This is a genomic window from Achromobacter pestifer (genome assembly GCF_902859625.1).
In the GTDB taxonomy this organism is placed as follows: Bacteria; Pseudomonadota; Gammaproteobacteria; order Burkholderiales; family Burkholderiaceae_B; genus Achromobacter; species Achromobacter pestifer.
Map to the genome: position 1 here is coordinate 39,453 of NZ_CADIJX010000002.1, position 22,803 is coordinate 62,255.

At 64.3% G+C, this 22,803-nt stretch carries 22 protein-coding genes; 13 read left to right on the plus strand and 9 right to left on the minus strand.

Going from position 1 to position 22,803, the window contains the following annotated elements; genetic code table 11:
* The first annotated feature begins 394 nt into the window (after nucleotides 1–394).
* The 4 genes from HV753_RS06965 to HV753_RS06980 all read left to right on the plus strand — a co-directional run bounded on the left by HV753_RS06965 (nucleotide 395) and on the right by HV753_RS06980 (nucleotide 4,327).
* Nucleotides 395–1,396 carry an ABC transporter substrate-binding protein gene (locus tag HV753_RS06965; RefSeq protein ID WP_175173743.1) on the plus strand — a complete coding sequence of 334 codons (1,002 nt, stop codon included), beginning with the start codon at nucleotides 395–397 and terminating at the stop codon, nucleotides 1,394–1,396.
* A gap of 294 nt (nucleotides 1,397–1,690) precedes the next feature.
* Nucleotides 1,691–2,548, plus strand: a complete 858-nt coding sequence (locus tag HV753_RS06970; RefSeq protein ID WP_105557830.1) for an ABC transporter permease — start codon at nucleotides 1,691–1,693, stop codon at nucleotides 2,546–2,548.
* Complete coding sequence (locus HV753_RS06975; RefSeq protein ID WP_175173744.1) at nucleotides 2,545–3,801, plus strand: quaternary amine ABC transporter ATP-binding protein; 1,257 nt, start codon at nucleotides 2,545–2,547, stop codon at nucleotides 3,799–3,801. The genes HV753_RS06970 and HV753_RS06975 overlap by 4 nt, the downstream gene beginning before the upstream one ends.
* Before the next feature lie 151 nt (nucleotides 3,802–3,952).
* Nucleotides 3,953–4,327 carry a tautomerase family protein gene (locus HV753_RS06980; protein WP_175173745.1) on the plus strand — a complete coding sequence of 125 codons (375 nt, stop codon included), beginning with the start codon at nucleotides 3,953–3,955 and terminating at the stop codon, nucleotides 4,325–4,327.
* A 61-nt stretch (nucleotides 4,328–4,388) separates the two neighbouring features.
* Here the strand turns inward: HV753_RS06980 and HV753_RS06985 are convergent, their stop codons facing one another.
* The 3 genes from HV753_RS06985 to HV753_RS06995 all read right to left on the minus strand — a co-directional run bounded on the left by HV753_RS06985 (nucleotide 4,389) and on the right by HV753_RS06995 (nucleotide 7,166).
* Nucleotides 4,389–5,354 carry a Bug family tripartite tricarboxylate transporter substrate binding protein gene (locus HV753_RS06985; RefSeq protein ID WP_175173746.1) on the minus strand — a complete coding sequence of 322 codons (966 nt, stop codon included), beginning with the start codon at nucleotides 5,352–5,354 and terminating at the stop codon, nucleotides 4,389–4,391.
* Nucleotides 5,355–5,445: 91 nt separating this feature from the next.
* Nucleotides 5,446–5,925, minus strand: a complete 480-nt coding sequence (locus tag HV753_RS06990) for a MaoC family dehydratase (RefSeq protein WP_175173747.1) — start codon at nucleotides 5,923–5,925, stop codon at nucleotides 5,446–5,448.
* Nucleotides 5,922–7,166, minus strand: a complete 1,245-nt coding sequence (locus HV753_RS06995) for a CaiB/BaiF CoA transferase family protein (protein WP_175173748.1) — start codon at nucleotides 7,164–7,166, stop codon at nucleotides 5,922–5,924. Before HV753_RS06995 ends, HV753_RS06990 begins: the two co-directional genes overlap by 4 nt.
* Before the next feature lie 71 nt (nucleotides 7,167–7,237).
* Here HV753_RS06995 and HV753_RS07000 point away from each other — a divergent pair, with 71 nt between their 5' ends.
* The gene (locus tag HV753_RS07000) at nucleotides 7,238–8,137 is read left to right on the plus strand and encodes a LysR family transcriptional regulator (protein WP_246288181.1); all 900 of its coding nucleotides are present in this window, start codon (nucleotides 7,238–7,240) and stop codon (nucleotides 8,135–8,137) included.
* 60 nt (nucleotides 8,138–8,197) lie between these two features.
* Here HV753_RS07000 and HV753_RS07005 read toward each other — a convergent pair whose 3' ends face one another.
* Nucleotides 8,198–9,193, minus strand: coding sequence for a tripartite tricarboxylate transporter substrate binding protein (locus tag HV753_RS07005; RefSeq protein WP_175173750.1), 996 nt, complete (start codon nucleotides 9,191–9,193; stop codon nucleotides 8,198–8,200).
* Nucleotides 9,194–9,264: 71 nt separating this feature from the next.
* Nucleotides 9,265–10,434: a CaiB/BaiF CoA transferase family protein gene (locus HV753_RS07010; protein ID WP_175173751.1), complete on the minus strand. Its 1,170-nt coding sequence runs from the start codon at nucleotides 10,432–10,434 to the stop codon at nucleotides 9,265–9,267.
* Nucleotides 10,435–10,624: 190 nt separating this feature from the next.
* Between HV753_RS07010 and HV753_RS07015 the strand changes: the two genes are divergently transcribed.
* The 8 genes from HV753_RS07015 (at nucleotide 10,625) to HV753_RS07050 (ending at nucleotide 19,100) form a co-directional block, all read left to right on the plus strand.
* The gene (locus HV753_RS07015) at nucleotides 10,625–11,677 is read left to right on the plus strand and encodes an AraC family transcriptional regulator (RefSeq protein ID WP_175173752.1); all 1,053 of its coding nucleotides are present in this window, start codon (nucleotides 10,625–10,627) and stop codon (nucleotides 11,675–11,677) included.
* A 126-nt stretch (nucleotides 11,678–11,803) separates the two neighbouring features.
* Nucleotides 11,804–13,336, plus strand: a complete 1,533-nt coding sequence (locus HV753_RS07020; RefSeq protein ID WP_175173753.1) for a class I adenylate-forming enzyme family protein — start codon at nucleotides 11,804–11,806, stop codon at nucleotides 13,334–13,336.
* Nucleotides 13,333–14,517 (plus strand): lipid-transfer protein, encoded by a 1,185-nt coding sequence (locus HV753_RS07025; RefSeq protein ID WP_175173754.1) that lies wholly within the window; start codon nucleotides 13,333–13,335, stop codon nucleotides 14,515–14,517. The genes HV753_RS07020 and HV753_RS07025 overlap by 4 nt, the downstream gene beginning before the upstream one ends.
* 10 nt (nucleotides 14,518–14,527) lie before the next feature.
* Entirely contained in the window at nucleotides 14,528–14,971 is a 444-nt protein-coding gene (locus HV753_RS07030; protein WP_175173755.1) for a MaoC family dehydratase N-terminal domain-containing protein, read from the plus strand.
* Nucleotides 14,972–14,981: 10 nt separating this feature from the next.
* On the plus strand, nucleotides 14,982–15,434 hold the full coding sequence (locus HV753_RS07035) for a MaoC family dehydratase (RefSeq protein WP_175173756.1): 453 nt from the start codon (nucleotides 14,982–14,984) through the stop codon (nucleotides 15,432–15,434).
* Complete coding sequence (locus tag HV753_RS07040) at nucleotides 15,421–16,245, plus strand: SDR family NAD(P)-dependent oxidoreductase (protein WP_175173757.1); 825 nt, start codon at nucleotides 15,421–15,423, stop codon at nucleotides 16,243–16,245. Before HV753_RS07035 ends, HV753_RS07040 begins: the two co-directional genes overlap by 14 nt.
* Before the next feature lie 17 nt (nucleotides 16,246–16,262).
* Nucleotides 16,263–17,417 carry an acyl-CoA dehydrogenase family protein gene (locus HV753_RS07045; protein WP_175173758.1) on the plus strand — a complete coding sequence of 385 codons (1,155 nt, stop codon included), beginning with the start codon at nucleotides 16,263–16,265 and terminating at the stop codon, nucleotides 17,415–17,417.
* Between the two features lie 15 nt (nucleotides 17,418–17,432).
* A complete protein-coding gene (locus HV753_RS07050) occupies nucleotides 17,433–19,100 on the plus strand; it encodes a long-chain-fatty-acid--CoA ligase (protein WP_175173759.1) in 1,668 nt (555 codons plus the stop codon).
* A gap of 21 nt (nucleotides 19,101–19,121) precedes the next feature.
* On the opposite strand, the gene HV753_RS07055 is transcribed toward HV753_RS07050, so the two are convergent.
* The 4 genes from HV753_RS07055 to HV753_RS07070 form a co-directional block, all read right to left on the minus strand.
* Nucleotides 19,122–19,751 carry an oxidoreductase gene (locus HV753_RS07055; protein WP_175173760.1) on the minus strand — a complete coding sequence of 210 codons (630 nt, stop codon included), beginning with the start codon at nucleotides 19,749–19,751 and terminating at the stop codon, nucleotides 19,122–19,124.
* A gap of 15 nt (nucleotides 19,752–19,766) precedes the next feature.
* Nucleotides 19,767–20,189: a GreA/GreB family elongation factor gene (locus HV753_RS07060; protein WP_175173761.1), complete on the minus strand. Its 423-nt coding sequence runs from the start codon at nucleotides 20,187–20,189 to the stop codon at nucleotides 19,767–19,769.
* Between the two features lie 370 nt (nucleotides 20,190–20,559).
* Nucleotides 20,560–21,396, minus strand: coding sequence for an alpha/beta fold hydrolase (locus tag HV753_RS07065; protein WP_175173762.1), 837 nt, complete (start codon nucleotides 21,394–21,396; stop codon nucleotides 20,560–20,562).
* 151 nt (nucleotides 21,397–21,547) lie between these two features.
* Complete coding sequence (locus HV753_RS07070; protein WP_246288182.1) at nucleotides 21,548–22,756, minus strand: MFS transporter; 1,209 nt, start codon at nucleotides 22,754–22,756, stop codon at nucleotides 21,548–21,550.
* Nucleotides 22,757–22,803 lie beyond the last annotated feature (47 nt).

Sequence of the window (22,803 nt, forward strand, 5' to 3'; positions counted from 1 at the left end):
TACTAATACGAATCTGTAATTTACTAAATGTATCTGCCATTTGAAGGCGATATTTCCTAGGAGAAATTCGTAATTTTCCTGTGGTCGATCGGGGTTATCCCGTAGATTTTTTGCCTGGAATGTATCTATTCCATTCGGGCTTGGGGTTGGGTGGTATCGCAATTTCGTTTAAGATGCTGCCTTCTTCGTTCAGTTTGTTCACTTTCTGTGGGTTTTCAAAAACTGTGTTTTTGAAGCTCCTGTCTTGCAAGATTCCGCACCCTTGCGGATCCTCTTGTCGCTAGTGTCGGTTTGTATTGGCGGTTCTGCCCGTCTTCCGCACAACCCCCTTAGCTCCATGGCACTTCCGGGCCAGACCCGGCGTGTGTCCCTGAACCTATGGAGGCAAAAGCCAATGCGTTTTACCCCTGTCAAGACCCTGGCCGCCGCGGCCGTTCTGTTTGCATTTGCTGGCGCGGCCCAAGCCGCCGACGCCCCTCAATGCGAAATCAAGCGTCCGGTCAATTTCGGCGCCATGAACTGGGAATCCAACCTGGTTCTGGTTGATGTTGAACGTTTCATCATGGAAAAGGGCTACGGTTGCAAAACCGAGACCTTGCCAACGGAAACCCTGCCCGCCCTGGCCGCGCTTGAACGCGGCGACCTGGATATCAATACCGAGATCTGGTTGAACAGCGTGGCCGATCCCTGGGATCGCGCCGAAAAGACCGGTAAGGTCAAGCGCATCGGCGACCTCTACATGGGCGCCGAAGGCTGGTACATCCCCCGCTATACGGCTGAACGTCTGCCGGAACTGAAATCCGCCGCTGATCTGCCGAAGTTCAAGGACAGTTTCAAGGACCCCGAAGAACCCGGCAAGGGCCGCTTTTACGGTTGCCCGGCGGGCTGGGGCTGCGAAGTCACCAGCAATAACCTGTTCCATGCCCTGAAGCTGGGCGACAGCTACACGCTGTATTCGCCGGGCACCGGGGCCGCGCAGAAGGCCGCGCTGATGTCGGCCTACAAGCGCAAGCAGAACGTGGTTTTCTACTACTGGTCGCCCACGCCGCTGGTCGGCGCGATGGATCTGGTCAAGCTGGACATGCCGCCCTATGACGCCGAAAAGCACAAGTGCCTGACGTCGTCCAAGTGCGCCAAGCCTGAGCCCAGCGCCTATCCCGACAATCCCGTCTTCACCGCGGTGAACACCAAGTTCTCCCAGGAAGCGCCCACCCTGACGGCGTTCCTGTCGAAGGTGTCGGTGCCGCTGCCGGTGATCAATGAAACCCTGGCCCACATGGAAGAGTCTGGCGATGATTCCAACGCCGTGGCCACGTGGTTCCTGAAGAACAAGCCCGACGTCTGGACCAAGTGGGTCCCTGCCGACGTCGCCCAGCGCGTCCAAGCCGCGCTGTAACCCCCGAGGTGCAGGCCTCGCGCCACCTTGGCGCGTGCCGGCCCGCCCTGCCGGAAGTCTTCCGGCTTGTCGGGCCGCCTCAAGGGAAAAAGTCTCGTGGCGAGCTAGCGGCCCTGGGCTTTTTCCCCTGGGATGGCTGTTTACCGGACGCTTGCGTCTGGATGCAAGCCGATGGCGCCGCGTCTTCCGCAGCCTGCTTCCGCCCTGGAAGCCTCATCGCTGCCTGGACATCCGGTCTTTCGGAGCATGCGGCGGCGACCGCCACCGCAAGCGCCCCAGAATGGAGTTGAAACGATGTTTCCTGAAATTATTCCCGCCCGTCAGGTAAGGGCGGCGATCGACGGCTTTGTCGATCACCTGGTCACCAACTACGCGGATACGCTTGAGACCCTGTCTCAGCCGGTCCTGCACGCCTTGGTGTGGCTGGAACAAGTGTTGCGCAGTTCGCCCTGGTGGGCCGTGGTCGCCGTGACCGTGGCCATCGCCTGGGGCGTCAGCCGCCGAATCGGCCTGAGCCTGGCGATGGGCGCGCTGCTGTGCGTCATCGGCGTGCTGGGCTTGTGGGACGCCGGCATGCAGACGCTTGCGCTGATGATCATGGCCGCCGGCCTGTCGGTGCTGATCGGCATTCCGCTGGGCGTGCTGATGGCGCGGGTGAACTGGCTGCGCTCCATCATGCTGCCGGTGCTGGACGTGATGCAGACCATGCCCAGCTTCGTGTATCTGATCCCCGTCGTGATGCTGTTTGGCCTGGGCAAGATCCCCGCCATCATTGCCACCGTGATCTACGCCGTGCCGCCGCTGATTCGCCTGACCGATCTGGGCATCCGCCTGGTCGACCGTGAAGTGCTGGAAGCGTCGCGCGCTTTCGGTGCCAATCCGCGCCAGCAATTGTTTGGCGTGCAACTGCCGCTGGCCTTGCCGAACATCATGGCCGGCATCAACCAGACCACGATGATGGCCTTGTCGATGGTGGTGATTGCGTCGATGATCGGCGCGCGCGGCCTAGGCTATGAAGTGCTGCTGGGGATCAACCGTCTGGAAGTGGGCCGTGGCCTGCTGGCGGGCTTGGGTATCGTGGTGTTGGCCGTGCTGTTCGACCGGATCACGCAATCGTATGGACAGCGCATGCGCATGGGAGGCCAGCGATGAGCAAGATCGAGGTCAAGAACATCTACAAGGTCTTTGGTTCGCATCCGAAGAAATGGCTGCAAGCCGCACAGAACGGCATGAGCAAGGAACAACTGCTGGCCGAAAGCGGCCACACCCTGGGCCTGCGCGACATCAGCCTGTCCATTGAAGAAGGCAGCATCTACGTCATCATGGGATTGTCGGGTTCCGGCAAGTCCACGCTGATTCGCCACTTCAACCGCCTGATTGAACCCAGCGCCGGCCATATCCTGGTGGACGGCGTGGACGTGGTCAGCCTGAACAAGCGTGACCTGGAAGTCTTCCGTCAAAAGAAGATGAGCATGGTGTTCCAGCGCTTTGGCCTGTTCCCGCACCGCACGGTGCTGGACAACGCTGCGTACGGCCTGACCGTGCAGGGCGTGGGCAAGGCAGAACGCGAGAAGCGCGCCCGTGACTGGCTGGAGCAAGTGGGGCTGGCGGGTTTTGAGAACCAGTACCCGCATCAGTTGTCGGGCGGCATGCAGCAGCGCGTAGGCTTGGCGCGCGCGCTGGCCACCGACGCTGAAATCTTGCTGATGGACGAAGCCTTCTCGGCGCTGGATCCGTTGATTCGCCGCGAAATGCAGGATCAGCTGCTGCAATTGCAGGCCAAGCTGAACAAGACCATCGTGTTCATCACGCACGATCTGGACGAGGCCTTGCGCCTGGGCAACCGGATCGCCATCCTGAAGGACGGTGAACTGGTGCAAGAGGGCACGCCGGAAGACATTCTGCTGAACCCGGCCAATGACTATGTGCAGTCGTTCCTGCAAGACGTGAACCGCACCAAGGTGCTGAACGCCACGCACGCCGTGAACCCGGCGCGTCTGACGCTGACCATGCGCTCGCGTCCCGCGCATGCGCTGGATCGCATGCATGCCATGGACTACCAGTACGCGCCGGTACTGGACGGCAAGCGCCTGGCGGGGGTGTTGACGGCCAAGGCGGCGGAAGAAGCCATCCAGCAGGGCGCGCGCGACGTGTCGCGCTTTGTCGAGGATCTGGCGTCGGTGCCGGCCACGGCGGGCCTGGGTGAAGTGCTGGCACAACTGGTGCACAGCGATCAGCCGGTTGCCGTCACGGGCGAGGACGATGAGTTCCTGGGTATGTTGTCCCGTAAGAAGGTGGTGGAACTAGTCACCCCGGCCCTGACTGAAACGGCGGCATCGGCCGAAGATGCCGCTGCCGAACTGGAAGCCCAGCCCGCGCCGGAGCACCGGGGCGAAGCGGCCTGATCGCAACGTCGCCCTGAAAGCGCGAAAGGCGAAAGTGCTTGGCGCTTGAACTTTGCCCGCGTGCAATCGCTTGCACGCGGGCAAAGTCGCTATATGATTGCTAGCCGGTCAGTTCGGCCGGTTCCCGCTATTCGGAAAATCGGAAGCCGTCATGCCTATTTTGAATGTCCAGATCCTGCAAGGCCACTCGGCCGCCCAGAAAGCCGCGCTGCTGAAAGCGGCCTCCCATGCCGTGGTTGAAAGCATTGCCGCACCGCTGCCCAGCGTGCGCATTGTGTTGCAGGAAGTGCCCGCCGAAAACGTGATCGTGGCGGGCGAAATCGGCAAGCGCATGGCGCGCGTGGACGTGGCGTTGATCGAAGGCCGGGACGAAGCCAAGAAGGCCGCGCTGATCGCCGCGTTGAACCAGGCCGTCTGCACCAGTATCGATATCTCGGGCGAAGACGTGCGGGTGCTGATCCGCGACGTGCCCAAGGTCGACATGGGCGTTGCCAACGGCATCAGCGCCAAGGCCGCAGGCCGCTGATTTCCTGCCAAAGCCGCAAGCGAGACCAGCACGCGACGCGCGTGCGGCGGGAAAGCCGGGGCTAGTCCAGCTTCACATTCGCTTCCCTCACCACTTCGCCCCACCGCTGGATCTCGCTTTTGATATAGCTCGCGTACTCTTGCGGCGTGGATCCCAAGGCCTGCGCGCCTTGCACGTTGAGTTGCTTTTGCATCTCGGACGATTGCAGCGCGCGTCGGATCTCGGCGTTCAACTTCTGGATCACCGGGGCGGGGGTGCCGGCGGGCGCCACCACGCCCTGCCATGCACCCATCTCGAATCCCGGCACCACGGTTTCGGTCACGGTGGGAACGTTGGGCAACTGCTCGCTACGAGTGGCGCTGGTGACTGCCAGCGCGCGCAGCTTGCCCTCGCGGATGAAGCCAAGCGAGTCATTCAGCGTGTTGGTCATCAGTTGCACTTGCCCGCCCACCAGGTCCGTCATGGCCGGGGCACTGCCGCGGTAGGGTACGTGCATCGCGTCCACATCCAGTGAACGCAACAGCAACAACGCGCCCAGATGGGTGACGTTGCCGGCGCCTGCCGAGCCATATGAAAGCTTGCCGGGATGTTGGCGGGCATACTGGACGAAGGTCTGGATGTCCGTCGCCGGTACCGACGGATGCACCAGCAGCACCAGCGGGATGACCGCCGTGGAGGACACGGGGGCGAAGTCCTTGACCGGGTCGAATGGCAGCGATCGATAGAGATTCGGACTGAGCGCGATGGAGGACGTGTTGTACAGCACGGTATAGCCATCGGGCTTCGCGGCCGCCGCGTATTGCATGCCAATATTGCCATTGGCGCCGCCTTTGTTCTCCACCACGACCGTCTGGCCCAACTGGTCAGTCAATTGCTTGGCCAGCACGCGCGCCACCAGATCGGTGGGGCCGCCGGGCGGGAAGGGCACGACCATCGTGATGGGGCGTTCGGGCCAGGCGGCATGCGCGCCGGACGCGCCTCCTAGTGCCAGGATCGTCAAGCCGACTGCAAACAGCGCTGATTTCATGGTTTGTCTCCTCGTGTCTGATGCGAAATGCGAAGCCCGATCGCTTCCAGGCAGCAGGCCCTCTACGGGGCGCCGTCCGCCTGATGTTGATTCAGCCGGGCCTGCCGGCCAGCATGCGCGTGGCCGTGTAGGCCATCACAGGCTTGTCGTGCTGATTGCGGACTTCGATGGCGGACGTGACGACTGCCCGGTTGCGCTGCGAAGTCGGGCGGACCTCCGTCACCTCGATCTCCGCCCAGATGGTGTCTCCCGCGATCACGGGGGCCAGCATTTTCTTGTGGACTTCCAGCAGCGCCAAGCCCGTGCCTTGAACCATGCCTTGCATGATCAATCCTTCGATCAGGCCGTAGGTCAGGCCACCGGGGGCGGGGCGGCCCGCTATGGCGCCGCGCGCATAGGTGGTGTCGATGAAGATTGTTTCCAACATGCCCGTGACGCTGATGAAATTGACGATGTCGGTTTCCGTGACGGTGCGGCGGAATGTGTGGAAGCGCTGGCCAACGCTCAGGTCCTGCCAGTAATAGCCCTGACCGAGTTGCGCGATGGGGGAGTCGTTGCGGTGTGCTGTCATGCAAGGTCCAAGTGGTTGTCGTGGGGGGCGGAAAGCGCGTCCCGGGCGGCGCCGGTCTTTAGAAGCGTGGCGATCTGGCCGTCGTCCAAGCCGGCTTGGCGCAGCACGTTTTGCGTGTGCTCACCCAGCCGAGGCGGCATGGACGGCGGCACGTGGGAATGCTCAAGGCGCACGGGGCTGCGGGCAAAGCGATAGCGGCTACCGGACGCGCTTTCCAACGGCACGAAGAAATCCACGCTTTGCAGGTGCGGGTCCGTTTCCAGATCCTGTAGGCGGTTGATCGGCGCAGCGGGAATCTCCAGCCGTTCGCACAGGGCCAACCAGTACGCGGTGTCGTGTTTGGCGACAGCTCCTGCCAGCAGTTCGTAGAGTGTTTCGATATGCCGCGTTCGGGCGGAAATGTCGGCGAAGCGCTCGTCTTCCGCCAGATCGGGGTGACCGGCTGCGATGAAGAAGTTGCGCCAGTGCGTGTCGGTATAAGGCATCAGGCAGACATGGCCGTCGGCGGTCTGGCAGGGTCTGCGCCAGGGAGTGAGCACACGCGGGTACCCGGCCTGGCCCGGCTCATCGACCAGGTGCCTGCCGTAGTAATGCTCCATCAGCACATAGGACGTCATGCTTTCGAACATAGGCACTTCGAGCGCCTGGCCGAGGCCGGTGCGCGAACGCTGGAACAACGCGGCCAGGATTGCGTGCGCCGCGATCAGGCCGCAGGTCTTGTCCGCGGCCACCGTGGGCAGGTAGCGCGGCACGCCCGTCTGGCGGTCGACAAGGTCGGCTACTCCTGACAGGCCTTGGATGATGTCGTCGTATGCGGGCCGGCCATCGTAGGCGCCGCCCACGCCGAAACCGTACAGCCCGGCATACACCAGCCGCGGATTTCGGGCGCATAGCGTGGCGGGATCCAGTCCCAACGCCGTCATCTTGGCGGGGCGCATGCTGTGCATCAACACGTCGGCCTGATCCACCATCGTCAGCAACGCCTGCCTCGCCGAGGCCTGCTTCAGGTCCAGCACGATGCTGCGCTTGTTGCGGTTCATGCCAAGGAAGATGGCCGCCATGCCGGGCTCTTGCGACGGCCCGGTGTGGCGCGTGGAGTCGCCGTCGGGACTTTCGACCTTGATCACGTCGGCGCCGTAGTCGGCCAGTATCTGCGACGCATAGGGGCCGAATACGACGGATGTCAGGTCCAGAATGCGCACACCGCCCAGCGCGCTGCCGGAAGAGAGAGGGGATGTCATATCGGGCATCCTATCGGCGCGGTGCATACACGTCTAATATGGCTTCGGTATCACTTGATATGGATTCTGTTATGGCCATGGATTTACGGCAACTCCGGCAGTTTGTGACCATTGCGGAGTTGGGGAGCTACCGTCGCGCCGCCGATGCGCTGCATATTGCGCAGCCGGCCCTGTCGGTTTCCATACAGAAACTGGAGCATTCGGTGGGCGTGCCGCTGTTGGTGCGCGGCGCCAAGGGCGTGACCCCGACACCCGCAGGCGCTGCATTGATGGCCGACGCCCGCCGCGCGCTGTTCCATTCCGAGCAGGCGCGTCAGGCAGCGCGCCGCGCCGCACTGGGGGAGTGGGGCACGCTGCGATTGGGGTTCGTCGGGTCCGCCACCTACATGCTGCTGCCGCGCTGCCTGCCGGCATTCCGCGCCCAGTACCCCGATGTGCAGCTTGATCTGCGTGAAGACAGCACGGTCGGTTTGGTGGCGATGCTGCGCGCCAACGATATCGACGCGGGCCTGGTGCGAGGGCCGCTGGCGGAAGATGTGGCCCTGGATTCCTGGGTGGTCGAGCAGGACGACCTGATCCTGGCCGTGCCTGCCACGCACCCGCTGGCGGGCGGTGGACCGATTGCGCTGGAGCGTACGCGCTCCGAGAATTTCGTGCTGTATTCGCCTGCCAAAGTGCCAGGCTTGAACGGCGTGGCGCTGGCGCTATGCCACAAAGCCGGTTTCTCGCCCCGCATCAGCCAAGAGGCGATACAGGTGCAGACACTGGTCAGCCTGGTTGCCAGCGGTCTGGGGCTGGCGCTTGTGCCGGGCGTGACGCGGGCATACTCCACGCCGCACGTGGCGTTCGTGTCATTGACTGACGCCGACGCGCATGGCGCGTTATCGCTGTCGCTGGTGACCCACCGCGATACATCATGTGCATCGGTGCTGCGGCTGCGCGACAGCATGCTATCGCTTGCCGTCTGTTGACCGGCGCCGCCCGAGCAAGACAGGCAGGGCGGCGCGGTTGCCTTGATGCGGGGTGAACCGCTATTGCATCTTCAGTCCGAGCTCGGCCACGAATTTCTTCTCTTCCGCCACTTGCCGGACGGCGTAGTCCGTATAGGTCGCACTATCCATCAGCATGTGCGGCTGATCCGCGTTTTCCAGTGCGCGGTTGTATTCGGGATCGCGCGACGCGCGGTGGAATGCCTGTTGCAGCACGGCCACCACCTTGGGGTCCATGCCCTTGGGGCCAGCGATGCCTACCGGATTGGACGCGATGATCGGATAGCCCAGTTCCGTCAGCGTGGGCACGTCGGGCACACGCTTGGCGCGCGCATCTCCCATGACGGCCAGCAAGCGGGCCTTGCCGGTATCGATCATCGGCCCCCAGCCGGCATCCGACACCATCTGGATGTGCCCGCCCAGCAGCGCGGTGGTTTCTTCGGCGGCGCCTTTGTAGGGGATGAAGTTGAACTTCACGTCCGTCAGCCGCGACAGGCGTTCGATGGCGATGCGGCCGGAACCGCCTGTGCCCGTGCCGCCATAGCTGATCTTCTCGGGGTTCGCGCGGGCATCCGCGATGAGTTCATCCAGCGTCTTCCAGGGCGCGTCCTGACGCACGACGATGCCGTAGGAATAGGCCGTCATGCCGGCCACATACGTGAAGTCCGTGAGCGGGTCGTAATTCACCGTTTGCAGGAACGGGTAGCGAAACAGTGTCCCCACCACCACCGACACCGTGTAGCCGTCAGGCGCGGCGGTTTGCGCCATCGCGGCCGGACCCAGGGTGCCGCCCGCGCCGGGGCGGTTGGCGATGATGACGGTTTGCCCAAGCTCGCGCGTCGCGGCTACCGCTAGCGCGCGCATCTGCGTATCGGTGGCGCCGCCCGCCGGAAAGGGCACGATCAAGGTGACGGGGCGGGTGGGAAAGCCGCTGGCGTGCGCGGGGCGGCCAAGCGTCAGTGCGGCCGGCAGGGCCAGCCCCAGCTTGAGCAGGCTGCGGCGGGTGGGCGAGGCGGTGCTGCGACGAGGGTCAATCATGGTTGTCTCCATCCTGATTTTCATGGGCGCGGCAAGGGGAGCGCCGCGCCTGTTGCATCGGCCGTATGTCCCTACTGCGCGATGCCGCGTCCGGTCAGGCTGGCGATGCCGGCGGTGTCGTAGCCGGCCTCGCGCAGGATCTGATCGGTGTGTTCGCCAGGCAGTGGCGCCTGGCGGTGAATGGCGAACTGGAAGCCCGACATCTTCACGGGGCTGGCGATCTGCGCGCTGGTCCCGTAGACCGCGTGCCGGGTCTGGTGCACCATGGCGCGCGCCGCGAATTGCGGATGCGTCAGGCTCTCGGACAGCGTCAGCACGGGCGACACGCAGCAATCCACGCCGCCAAGCACGTCCAGCCAGTGCGACAGCGGCCGCGCGCCGAACAGGCGTTGCAGTTCGCTCTTGACGTGAGCCTGTTGCGTGGAATCGCCGTCGCGGTGCAGGGGTAGAAGGTCGGGGCGTTCCAGGCGCTGGCACAAGGCATTCCAGAATTTGGATTCCAGCGCGGCCACGGCCAGATAGCGGCCGTCTTGCGTGCGGTATTGCCCGTAGCACGCCAACGCGCCCGACAGGCTGTCGGCACCTGCCGGCCGTGTCTCGCCCTGGGCATTCAGCGTGGCCAGCGGCACGACCGCCCCGGCCAGCAGCCCGTCCGCGATGGCGATGTCCACATAGCGCCCGCGTCCGGTGCGTTGCGCGTCGACCAACGCCGCCAGAATACCCATTACCGCGGTGAGCGAGCCGCCCAGGATATCGGCCACGGGCAGGTTGGACAGCGCCGGCTGGTCTGGCCCGCAACCCATTTGATCCGCCACGCCGGCATAGGCGGAATAGTTCAAGTCATGGCCAGCGGCGTCGCATTGCGGGCCATCCTGGCCGTAGCCCGTAATGCTGCAATACACCAGGCGGGGATTGTGCTGCGACAGCGTGGGGTAGTCGGCCTTCAGGCGCTTGGCCACGCCGGGCCGGAAGCTCTCGATCACGACATCAGCATCGCGCGCCAGCGCAGCCAGCGCCGCCTGTCCCTCGGGGTGTTTCAAGTCCAGGCGTACCCCGCGTTTGTTGCGGTTGCACACCGCGCGCAATGATGGCGGCGCGTAATCGCCGGCCTGCGTGTCCTCGATCTTGATGACGTCTGCGCCCAGGTCGGCCAGGTACTGCGCGCCCAGCGGGCCGGGCAGCAAGCGCGACAAATCCAGAATCCTGATGCCCGCAAGCGGGGCGGTGTTCGGCGTATCCAAAGAGGGACTCCGGTAAATACGAAGAGGCGGCCGGCCAGGGGAGAAAACCAGTCTAGGCGCGGCTTTGCGGGGAACCAATGGCGAAATCGCTGATTTCGCTTGGCGGGAATGCTCACGCCGGCATTCCATGCGGCAAAGCCTTTGGCTACCATCGACGCAGCCGGTATCCGATCCGTCGTTGGAATACGCCATGACCCATCACACCATCGCTGTGGGGCATATCGCCCAGATCCTGCAAGGCGCGCGTAGCCGGGGCGTGGACGTGGACCGCGTCCTGGTGCGCGCCGACGTGTCGCCGGCCTTGTTGCAGGCGCCAATGGCGCGCGTGTCGCAAGCGCAATTCGCGCAGATCCTGCGCATGTTGCGTCGCGCCACGCGCGATGATTTTCTGGGTCTGGGGCAACATTCCGTGCCGATGGGGGCATTCGCGCACGCTTGCCGCCTGGCGTTGCAAGAACCCACGGTGGGGCAGGCGTTGCGGGCCGCCTTTCGCTATTACCATGGCGTGCTGCGTGACTTCACCGCGCGGCTGTGCGTCAGCGGTGACTCCGCGCACATCGTGCTCGACTCGCACGGCAAGGGTCGAGGGACACAGTGGTATGGCGAACGCACGTTCCTGCTCTTCACGCTGGGCGTGGCCAATTGGTTGGCCGCCCGGCGCATTCCGATTTCCGGCGTGGACTACAACGAAGGCGCACGCAGCGTCGACGCTCACAAGGTCTTCCATGCACCCGTGCGTTACGGGCAGCCGATGTCGGGGCTGTGGCTGGAGTCGCGCTGGCTGGCGCTGCCGGTGGTGCAGGACGGGCAGGCATTGAAGGCGTTTCTGGCAAACGCTCCCTTTGACCTGCTGGTGAAATACCAAGACCGCGCCACGCTGACAGATCGCATTCGCAGACTGCTGCGTAACGATTTATCCGCCGAATTGCCCTCTTTGGCGCAGGTCAGCGAGCAGTTGTCGATGACGCCGCAAACCCTCAGACGCCATCTACGCGAAGAGGGCCAGGGATTTCAGGTGCTGAAAGACGATCTGCGTCGCGATGCGGCGGTGGAATACCTGGGCCGGCACGACTTGTCCCTGATGGATATCGCGGAGCGGCTGGGCTTTTCCGAATCCAGCACCTTCCATCGCGCCTTCAAGAAGTGGACCGGTGTATCGCCGGGGGAGTATCGCCGCAACCGCCTGGTATGCGGTCCCGCTTGCCTGCCACCGGCCACTGACACTTTCCGCCAATCCGTTTGACGCCTGCGGCCATTGCCGCCATGCGCGCCCCGCAGGAAGCTATGGGCTCGGCAACGGTCGGGCGCACCGCGCACGGCCGGACAGGACAGCGGGCCAAAGAGCCCGCGCGCCGCAGGAGACAATGCCATGTATCTGACGCAAGGCCTGCATCGTGCAAGCCTGCTGTATCCCGGAAAGATCGCATTGCGCGAAGGCGCGCAGCGCTGGACGTATCCGGAACTGCTGGCCTGGGTGGCTCGCAAGGCGGCCGTGTTGCGCGATCGCGGCGTGCAACCGGGCGACCGTGTTGCGCTGCTGGGCGTCAATAGCGCGACCTATGTGTCGTGGATGTTGGCGTGCTGGTGGCTGGGGGCGGTGGTTCAACCGCTGAATACCCGCTGGAGCAGCGCTGAACTGAAGCAAGGCCTGGTCGACGGAACGCCACGTTTGCTCGTGGTGGACGAGACGCTGGCGCCGCGCATGGCCGGCGTGGCGTTGCCCGCGTCCACCGTTCTGCTGTCCGCGCCGGTGCTGGAGGCCCAGTCCACCAATGCCACACCCATCGCTGACTTGCGGGCAGGTGGCGGCACCTTGGCCGCCATCTTGTACACCGGTGGCACCACGGGGTTTCCCAAAGGCGCGATGCTGACGCACGCGAATCTGTGGAGCGCCGCCGTGGCCAGGTTGGCCACCGTGCCAACCGCCGAAGACAGCTGCGTGTTGCTGGTGGCGCCGCTGTTCCATGTGGCAGGGCTGGGCCGTTTGATGGGCCAGTTCCTGGCGGGCGCATCCGTGGTGATCCAGCGTGGCTTCAATCCGAAGGCGGTACTGCAATCCTTGCAGGACGACGGCGTGACCGAAGTATTGCTGGTGCCCAGCATGATCCAGATGCTGCTGGATGAACCGGACTTTCCCCATTACCGGATGGACGGCGTGCAGCGATTGATCTGGGGCGCGTCACCGATTTCGCCGGCGTTGCTGGAGCGAGCGCTGGCCGCATTTCCGCAGACGGAATTCGTGCATGCCTACGGCATGACCGAAACATCAGCCATGGTGGCGATCAATGCCAACGTGAGACATGGCGGCCAGCGCGCGCTATCCGCCGGACGCCCGGCGGTGGGCGTCGAAGTCCGCATCCTGGCGCCGGACGGTCAAGACGCGGCCCCCGGTGAGGTCGGTGAGTTGGCGGTGCGCGGCCCGATGGTGATCTCGGGCTACTGGAATCTGCCCGAAGAAACCGCGCGCGCTTTCGCTGACGGTTGGCTGTTGACGGGCGATGCCGCGCGGTTGGACGAAGACGGATATCTGACGGTTGTCGATCGTCTGAAAGACATGATCGTCAGCGGCGGTGAAAACGTCTACGCGGCCGAAGTGGAAGCCGTGCTGGCGCAGCATGCGGGGGTGGCGCGTTGCGCGGTGATCGGCGTCCCGCACGAGCGCTGGGGCGAAGCGGTGCACGCAGTGATTGTGGCGCGCGCGGGCCACCCATCCGATGTTGACGCGCTGCTCGCGCATTGCCGCCAGTGGCTGGCTTCCTACAAATGTCCCAAGAGCTTTGAATTCCGTGACGACCTGCCCCTGTCCGCTGCGGGCAAGGTGTTGAAGTCCGTTTTACGGCAAGGCCATGAATCCCCGCGTGCGGCGGTTGCCGCGACGCCTCTTCAGGAGAAACAGGCATGAATAGAAAAGTATGGGTGGCCGGTGTCGGCATGATCCCGTTCAGCAAACCGGGTGCAAGCGAAAGCTATTCCGTGATGGGCATGCGCGCCGTGCGCGAAGCCATGAAGGACGCGGGCGTGCCTTACGACGCCGTGCAGCAGGCCTACGCCGGTTACGTCTATGGCGATTCCACGTCCGGCCAGGCGGTGGTGTACGGGGTGGGCCTGACGGGTATCCCTGTTTTCAACGTGAACAATAACTGCGCCAGCGGATCTTCCGCCTTGTTCCTGGCGCGGCAGGCGGTGGAAAGCGGCGCCGTGGAGTGTGCCCTGGCGGTGGGCTTTGAACAGATGGTGCCCGGCGCGTTGAAGGGCGTTTACGAAGACCGCCCGTCGCCCTTGTCGGAGTTCGTGTCGTCCATGACGGACATTCAGGGCTACGACACGGCCAAGCCGCGCGCCGCGCAGTTCTTCGGCGGCGCCGCGCGTGATTACATGAAAGAACACGATATCCGCACCGACACTTTCGCGCGCATTTCGGTCAAAGCGCGCCAACATGCGGCGCGCAATCCTTATGCCGTGTTCCGCCAGACGGTCACGCTGGATGAAGTGATGGCGGCGCCGATGATCTTTGATCCCCTGACTCGCCTGCAATGTTGCCCGCCTACCTGCGGGGCGGCGGCCGCCATCCTGTGCTCGGAGGATTTCGCGCGCCGCCATGGCTTGAATCCGGCGGTCAGCATCGCGGCCCAAGCGATGACGACCGACACGCCGTCGACCTTCAGCGAAGGCGATATGCGCAAGGTCGTGGGCTACGACATGACGCGCGCGGCCGCCGATCAGGTCTACGAGGCCGCTGGCGTGGACCCGGCCGATCTGGACGTGGTGGAGTTGCATGACTGCTTCACGGCGAACGAGCTGATCACTTATGAAGGCCTGCGCCTGACGCCAGAAGGCAGCGCCGAGCAGTTCATCATCGATGGCGAGAACACCTACGGCGGGCGGGTGGTCACCAATCCGTCGGGCGGACTGCTGTCCAAGGGCCATCCCCTGGGTGCGACGGGCCTGGCGCAATGCGCTGAACTGGTGTGGCAGTTGCGGGGCCAGGCGGACTTGCGCCAGGTGGAAGGCGCGCGCCTGGCGCTGCAACACAACCTGGGTCTGGGCGGTGCATGCGTCGTCACCCTGTATCAGGCCGCCTAAGGAGACCGCCATGCTCGACACTCGCCATATCGGCGCGCGCTTGCCTGCCTTCACCGCCGTGGTGGAAGCCGGACGCCTGCGGTTCTTCGCCAAGGCCACGGGTCAGGACGACCCTGTGTACGTCGATGACGCCGCCGCGCTTGCGGCTGGCCATCGGGCGTTGCCCGTGCCGCCCACCTTTTTCTTCTGCCTGGAAATGGATAGTCCGCGCCCGGCCGCGATGCGTGAATTGCTGGGTATCGACATCGGCCGGGTGCTGCATGGTGAACAGGGCTTCGTGTATCACGCCATGGCGTACGCGGGCGATGTGCTGCATTTCGAGCCGCGCATCACCGACATCTATGCCAAGAAAGGCGGCGCGCTGGAATTCGTGGTGCGTGAAACGCGCGTGACCGACGCGGCCGGAAAGCGGGTCGCCGACCTGCGTGCCACGACCGTTGTGCGCAATGGCTAGGGAGATCGAGATGAACCCAAACGGCTTTCAGAATGCTCGCCCGGGCGATGCGCTGCCTGGCTTCACGGCAGGGCCGATCAGCCGCCATGCGCTGGCGCTGTATTGCGGCGCATCGGGCGACCACAACCCGATCCACGTGGACATGGACTTCGCCCGATCCGCGGGCATGGACGACGTATTCGCCCACGGCATGTTGTCGGCGGCCTATCTGGCTCGCCTGTTGACGAATTGGGCGCCGCAATCCGCATTGCGTGAATTCGCGGTGCGCTTTGTGGCGATCACGCATGTGGGCGACGACGTGCGTTGTACGGGACAGGTGGTCGAACGTTTCGAGGCGCAGGGAGAAACCCGGCTGCGGGTGGAACTGCATGCTCGCAGCCAGACAGGGGAATTGAGATTGAGCGGCGTGGCGGTTCTGGCCGCGTCGAATATGGAACAGGAGAAAGACGATGGGAACGCTTGAAGGCAAGGTTGCGCTGGTCTCCGGCTCGGGACGCGGCATTGGGCAAGAGATTGCGTTGAAGCTGGCGCGGGAAGGCGCAAGGGTCGTCGTGAACGACCTGGATGCGGGCCCGGCCGAAGACACGGTTGCCATGATCCGCAAAACGGGTGGACAAGCGCAGGCCTGCGTGGGCAGCGTCACGGAATCCGGCTTTGCGGAACGCTTCGTGGGAACGGCGGTGGACACGTTCGGCGGCCTGGACATCATCGTGAACAACGCCGGGTACACCTGGGACAACGTGATCCAGAAAATGACCGACGAGCAATGGGATGAAATCCTGGCGGTGCATCTGTCGGCGCCGTTCCGCATCCTGCGCGCTGCGTCGGGCTTCATCCGCGAAGCCGCCAAGTCCGAGGCGGCCGATGGCCGCGAAGTGTTCCGCAAGGTCGTCAACATCTCGTCCACCTCCGGCGTGATGGGCAATGCGGGCCAGGCCAACTATGCAGCCGCCAAGGCAGGCATCAACGGATTGACGCGCGCACTGGCCAAGGAATGGGGGCGGTACAAGGTCAATGTCAACAGCGTGGCCTTTGGCCTGATCAAGACGCGCCTGACGGAATCCGCCGCGGACGGTGATGCGACGCTGGATATCCAGGGCAGGCAGATCAAGGTTGGCGTGAATCCGCAGGTGCTGAAGAACGCCGAAAGCCTGATTCCCATCGGCCGTGCGGGCACCCCGGCGGAAGCCGCTGGCGCTGTGTATCTATTCTGCCTGCCAGAATCCAACTATGTCAGCGGCCAAGTGCTGGTCGTGGGCGGCGGCCGTCCTTGAACCGCCAGGAGAACGCGATGGACACCCCACGGCAAAGCTGGATGGACGCCGATCTGACGCTGTTCCAGGATTCGACGCGCCGCTTGTTTGAAAACGAGTTCGTGCCCGACGAGGAAAAGTGGCGCAAGCAGCAGCACGCCGACCGCGAGGTCTGGCACAAGGCGGGCCGGATGGGCCTGCTATGTGTCAGCATGCCCGAGGCGTATGGCGGCGGCGGAGGCAGCTTCGCCCACGAGGCCATCGTGGCGGCGGAGCAGGCGCGCGCCATGGTCTACGGCTTTAGCAACAACGTGCATAGCGCGATCCTGGCGCACTACATCCTGAACTACGGCACGCAGGCACAAAAGCAGCGCTGGCTGCCGAAGATGGCCACTGGCGAATTCGTGGGCGCCATTGCAATGAGCGAACCCGGCGCGGGGTCTGATCTGAAGAGCGTGCGCACCACTGCAACACGGGACGGCGACGCCTATGTCGTCAACGGTTCCAAGACCTTCATCACCAATGGCTTGCACGCCGACCTGATTTGCGTGGTGGCCAAGACGGATCCGCAGGCCGGTTCACGCGGCGTGTCGCTGATCATGGTGGAAACACGGGACCTGCCGGGGTTCCGGCGCGGCCGCCTGCTGGAAAAGCTGGGCCAGAAAAGCCTGGATACTGCGGAACTGTTCTTTGATGGCGTGCTCGTGCCCGCCGCCAATCTACTGGGCGAAGTCGAGGGGCGGGGGTTTACGCAGCTGATGCAGCAATTGCCGCGCGAGCGCCTGCTGATCGCCGTGGGGGCGGTGGCCACGATGCGCCGCGCCATCGACGAAACCGTGGCGTACACGCGGACGCGCCAGGTGTTTGGCCAACCGCTGATCGACATGCAGAACACACGTTTCAAACTGGCCGAATGCGAAACCGTGGCCACCATCGCGGCGCGCTTTGTCGATGATTGCATCACCCGGCAATTGGCGGGAACGCTGGACCTGTCCACCGCCGCCATGGCCAAGTGGTGGACCACGCAGATGAATTGCCAGGTCATCGATGAATGCTTGCAGCTGCACGGCGGCTACGGCTACATGCTGGAATACCCCATTGCCCGCATGTACGCCGATGCGCGCGTGGGAAAGATCTACGGCGGCTCGAACGAGATCATGAAAGAAATCATCGCCCGCGGCATGGCCGCCTGAGGCGGGGAGACACGAATGCAGCAAGCGCACCATCGGTATTGGCCCAAAGGGTTGCCGGACCATATCAGCCAGCCCCAGTCCAGCCTGGTCTTCAATCTGGAGGCGTCGGCCACGCGCCATCCCGCCAAGCCCGCCATCGTGTTCTACGACACGGTGCTGGACTACGCGCGGGTCAGGCGAGAAGTCGACGCGATGGCCGGTTATCTGCAACATGGCGCGGGTGTGCAGGCGGGCGACCGCGTGCTGCTGTTCAGCCAGAATTGCCCGCAATTCATCATTGCCTATTACGCCATCCTGCGCGCCGACGCGGTAGTGGTGCCGGTGAACGCGATGAGCACGCCGGATGAATTGGCGCATTATCTGGAAGACAGTGGCGCCAAGGTGGCGTTCGCCGCGCAGGAACTGGCCGGCCGGCTGGCCAGTTTCGTGGAAGACGGCCGGCTGGACCGCGTGATCGTTCATACCTATTCCGACTATTTGGGATCGGGCGACGGCGATCTGGTCCCGCCCGATTGGGTTGCGGCCCCGCGACGCGCGCCGGATGTCGCGGGTGGCGTGCCTTGGTACGGTGCGCTGGCCGTCAATGCGCCGCCCAAGCCGCACAAGGCGAAGGCCGCAGACCTGTGCTTGTTGCCCTACACGTCCGGCACCACGGGTCGTCCCAAGGGGTGCCGGCATACGCATGGCACGTTGGGCGCGGCGGTGATGGGTTCGCAGCTATGGCGGGGCTTGACCGCCGAGGCGGTGATCATGGGCGTGGCGCCCATGTTCCATTTGCTGGGCATGCAGAACTGCATGAATCTGCCGATTCTGCTGGGGGCCACGGTGGTGCTGTTGCCGCGTTGGGACCGGCAGGTGGCGGCGCAACTGATGGCGCGGCACCGGGTCAGTGTGTGGGCCGCGCCCCCTGCGATGATCGTGGACTTCTTTGCGCAACCGGACATCGAATCGTTCGACTTGTCCAAGCTGGCCTTGCTATGCGGTGGCGGCGCACCGATGCCGGAGGCCGTCGCAACGATGTTGGCAGAGCGATACGGCATTATCTTCAACGAGGCCTACGGCCTGACCGAAACGGCGTCGTTTCTGCACTGCAATCCGATGAACCGCAACAAGCGCCAGTGCATCGGCGTGCCCACGTTCGGGGTGGATACGCGGATCGTGGACCCGTCCACGCTGAAGGAATTGCCCCCTGGGGAAACGGGTGAGTTGGCCACGCGCGGCGCGCAGATCATGCAGGGCTACTGGAACAACGCGGCCGCCGACGCCGAGGCTTTTTTCATGCTGGATGGGGAACGGTACTTCCGCACCGGTGATCTTGGGCGGGTGGATGGGGACGGCTACTTTTTCGTGACCGACCGATTAAAGCGCATGATCAATGCGTCGGGCTACAAGGTCTGGCCCGCCGAGGTCGAGAACGCGCTGTATGAGCATCCCGCCGTGCACGAAGCCTGCGTGATCGGCGTGCCGGACGCCTGTCGCGGCGAAACGGTCAAGGCCTTGTTGGTGTTGCGGCCCGAAGCGCGGGACAGCGCCCGGGAAGACGAGGTGATCGCCTGGGCCCGCACGCGCATGGCGGCCTACAAGGCGCCGCGCATCGTGGAATTCGTAGAGGCCTTGCCCAAGTCCAGCACGGGCAAGATCCTGTGGCGGCAGTTGCAGGAAGCCGGGCGCGCGCAAGCGTAATGCGCGGCCATGTCCAGGGGGTCAAGCCAGACGGTCGGATGTGATGATATGCGTGCCAGGCGGCGCGTCAATGGCTGCCTTTAGCATGACCCGCGCGATGGTGCTGGCGGGATTGATCCGCCAACGGCGCGGCAGAAGGGGGCCCAGCAATGTCAAGGCCCCCGAGGCTGCGCGCTCTCCCAGGCGGAACTCCGGTCGCTGGCCGCCGATCAGCCCCGGCCGCACCACGGTCAGCGAGGCGAAGCCCAATGCCGTCAGATCCCGTTCCACTTCGCCTTTGACCCGGTTGTAGAAGAACCGCGACGATGCATCGGCGCCGATGGCCGAATTCAGCACATAGGCCGGGGTGCCGTGCTGGCGTGCCAGGCGGGCAACGGCCAGCGGGTAGTCATGATCCACCTTGCGGAAGGCGGCCTGGGAACCCGCGGCGCGCATGGTGGTGCCCAGCGTGCAGATCACCGCATCGGCGTGCCACCAATCGGCGTCTTGCGGCAGGCGGTCGAAATCAACCTGGGGCGTGAGCAGCTTGGCGTGCGCGGGCAGCGGACGCCGCGCGATCGAAACCACGCGGGTCGCGCGCGGGTCGGCCAATGCCTGATCGAGCACGTGCTGGCCAACCAGGCCGGTCGATCCGATCAGGAGCAGTTTCATGGGAAGTCCTGGCCGTCAGGCAGTGATGTCGCCTGCCGCTTCCGGCTGATAGACGATTTCTTCGATCGTGGCGGCGTGCTCGGTCTGATTGGGCGCGGTCCAGGTGATGCGCTGGCCCTGGCGCGAGCCAATCAGGCTCAGGCCCAGCGGCGACAGCACGGAAACCTGGCCTTGCGCCAGGTTCGCATCCGCCGGATAGCACAGGGTGACGATCAATTCATCGCCGTTGCTGTTCAGCAGGCGCACGCGCGAGCGCATCGTGACGATGTCGGGCGTGACGTCCTCGGGCGCAATGGTGGGCGCGGAATCCAGGATGTCCTGCGTGGCGTCGATTGCGTCGCGCGACAGGGCGAAGGTGGTGGCGGGGCGGGTGATCATGCCCTGCAAGCGAGCGTGGTCCAGGGCGGAAAGCAGTTTGTCTTGCGGCAAGGCGTTCATGTCGGTTCTTCTAAGACGAAATACCCCCCTTTGCAGCTACCTTTCAGGCATGCATGGGCGGGGCAATGGAGGAGATGACAGCGCTTTGGGAAGATTAAGGTCAAGCAGCGCCGCGACGAAGCGTATTGTTTGAATCCGGTATCAGGGGGTGGCCGTCGTAGCAACGGACGAGCCGTGAAAAAAACACCCCTGTTTCAAGGAAAGCCCAAGCGGGCTTATTCAAGCGTCGAAGCGGTGCAGATTTTCGCGCATTTGGCGCCCAATCTGCTGTCGGCGATTGCCGAGTATATCGGTCATTGCCAGATCGGGGTACCGGAATCATCTGAAAGGAGCGGACCAGGTCCGTCCCCTTCATGCGTTTCTGGTGGAATCAGCCCTTGATGAAGGCCAGCAGATCGGGATTGATGACATCGCCATGCGTGGTCAGCATGCCATGCGGAAAGCCTGCATACACCTTCAACGTGCCATTCTTGAGCAGTTTCACCGATAGCCGGGAGGCGTCGTCGATCGGTACGATCTGGTCGTCGTCGCCATGCATGACCAGCGTTGGGACGGTGATGGCCCTCAGGTCTTCGGTCTGGTCGGTTTCCGAGAAAGCCTTGATGCCGTCGTAGTGCGCCTTGGCCGAACCGATCATGCCTTGCCGCCACCAATTGTTGATGATGCCTTGCGAGACTTGGGCGCCAGGCCGGTTGAAGCCGTAAAAAGGTCCGGATGCGACGTCGCTGTAGAACTGGGCTCGGTTTGCGGCAAGTGCGGCGCGAAAGCCGTCGAACACCGTGATGGGCGTGCCACCGGGGTTGGCGTCGGTCTTGACCATCAGCGGGGGCACGGCGCTGACCAGCACGGCCTTGGCGACGCGGCCCTGCGGTTGGCCGAATTTGGCGACATAACGCGCGACTTCGCCGCCGCCCGTGGAATGGCCGATGTGGATGGCGTTGCGCAGGTCCAGGTGTTCGGCCACGGCCGAGGCATCGGCCGCGTAGTGGTCCATGTCGTGGCCATCGCTGACCTGGCTGGAACGGCCATGGCCGCGCCGGTCATGCGCAATGACCCGGAAGCCCTTGCCGACGAAGTACAGCATCTGGGCATCCCAGTCGTCGCTCGACAAGGGCCAGCCGTGGTGGAACATGATGGGCTGGGCCGTCTTCGAGCCCCAGTCCTTGAAGTAGATCTGCACGCCGTCGGAGGTGGTGATGGTGTTCATGGTCAGTGGCTCCAGGAAGATGCCGCAGGGGTGGGATAGCGCAGAGGAAGACAAGGCCGGGCGCCTGTCTTGCACCAGCGTAACGCGCGCGGCGGCCCGGAGCTTGTACGTTATCAAACAACTTTGAACGAAATCATCCTGGCCGAAGGCGCTAGTCCTGCTGGCGCGCGACCGGCCGCCGAAGGCCTGCGATGGCTGCGGCGGCCAACAGCAGCAACAGCGCGGCCGCCACCACATACGGCACCCACGGGCCAAGCCCATACAGCAGCGTGCACGCCAGCGGCACCAGCACCATGGCCATGCCTTGCACGGCGGTGACGGAGCCCGCTGCGATGCCTTGCTCTTCGGGCGTGACCGCATTGGCGGCCAGCGTCTGGATCGACGGGAAGACGAGGCCCATGCCCGCCGCCATCAAGGCGTAGCTGAACAGGAAGCCCGCCGTGCCCGGCAACACCGCGATCAGGAAGAAACCCGCGCTGGCCAGCATGGCGCCCCCGGCCAGGCAGCGCGCGGCGTTCATTTTCCGGACGCGCGCCAAGCCAAGCTGGACCAGGATCAGCACAACGCCCACCGTGGCCATGGCAATGCCCGCGACCCGCGCCGCTGGGCCTGATTCCAGATGCAGGGCGTCCATGGCGTAGAAGCCCACGATCATCTGCGCGGTGATGACGCCGCTCATGGCCAGCAGCATGGCGGCAAGCGGCAGGCGCAGGCGGGGGTCTGACAATTTCATTGGAGGCGTGCCCCGAGGCGCATGCGAGGCGTCAGACGGCAGGCGCAGCATCAGCCACGCCGTGCCCAGCACTGGCAGAATCGCGGCAAGGTACAGCGGAACGACCAGGCTGTCCTTCACCAGCAGTCCGCCAATGGCGGGTCCCAACACCATGCCGACGCCGTTGGCCGCCCCCAGTTTGGCCATCATCGCGCCGCGTTGCTCCGGGGCGGTGATGTCGGCGATCCGGGCCGCGCTGACGGCTGGCATGGCGGCGTAGAAGGCGCCGATCAGGCCCCGCAAGACCAGCAGCGTCGCCAACGCGGCCCAGGGCGCGGGCGGCTCGGCCAGCATTCGGTCCAGCGCCCAAGCCAGCAGCACGTAGCTGACGATGTAGCCCGCGGCGGCACGCAGCAGCGTGGTCCGGCGCCCCACGCGGTCGCTACGGCGCCCCCAGTATCGCGCCATCACCATCCAGAGCACGCCGGCCACGGTGATGACAAGGCCGCCGTGCCATTCCGCCAGCCCCAGCCCACGGACCACGGGGCCAATCACGGGCACGAACGCCATCATGGCGGTCAGGCACAACATATTGAAGACGAATAGGGCAGCGGCCTCGCTGCGGGCGGAAATGGGCGTCGGGGTCAAGGCGAATTCTTTGATGAGGATGAAAACCGTTATCATCTTCGCCTGGG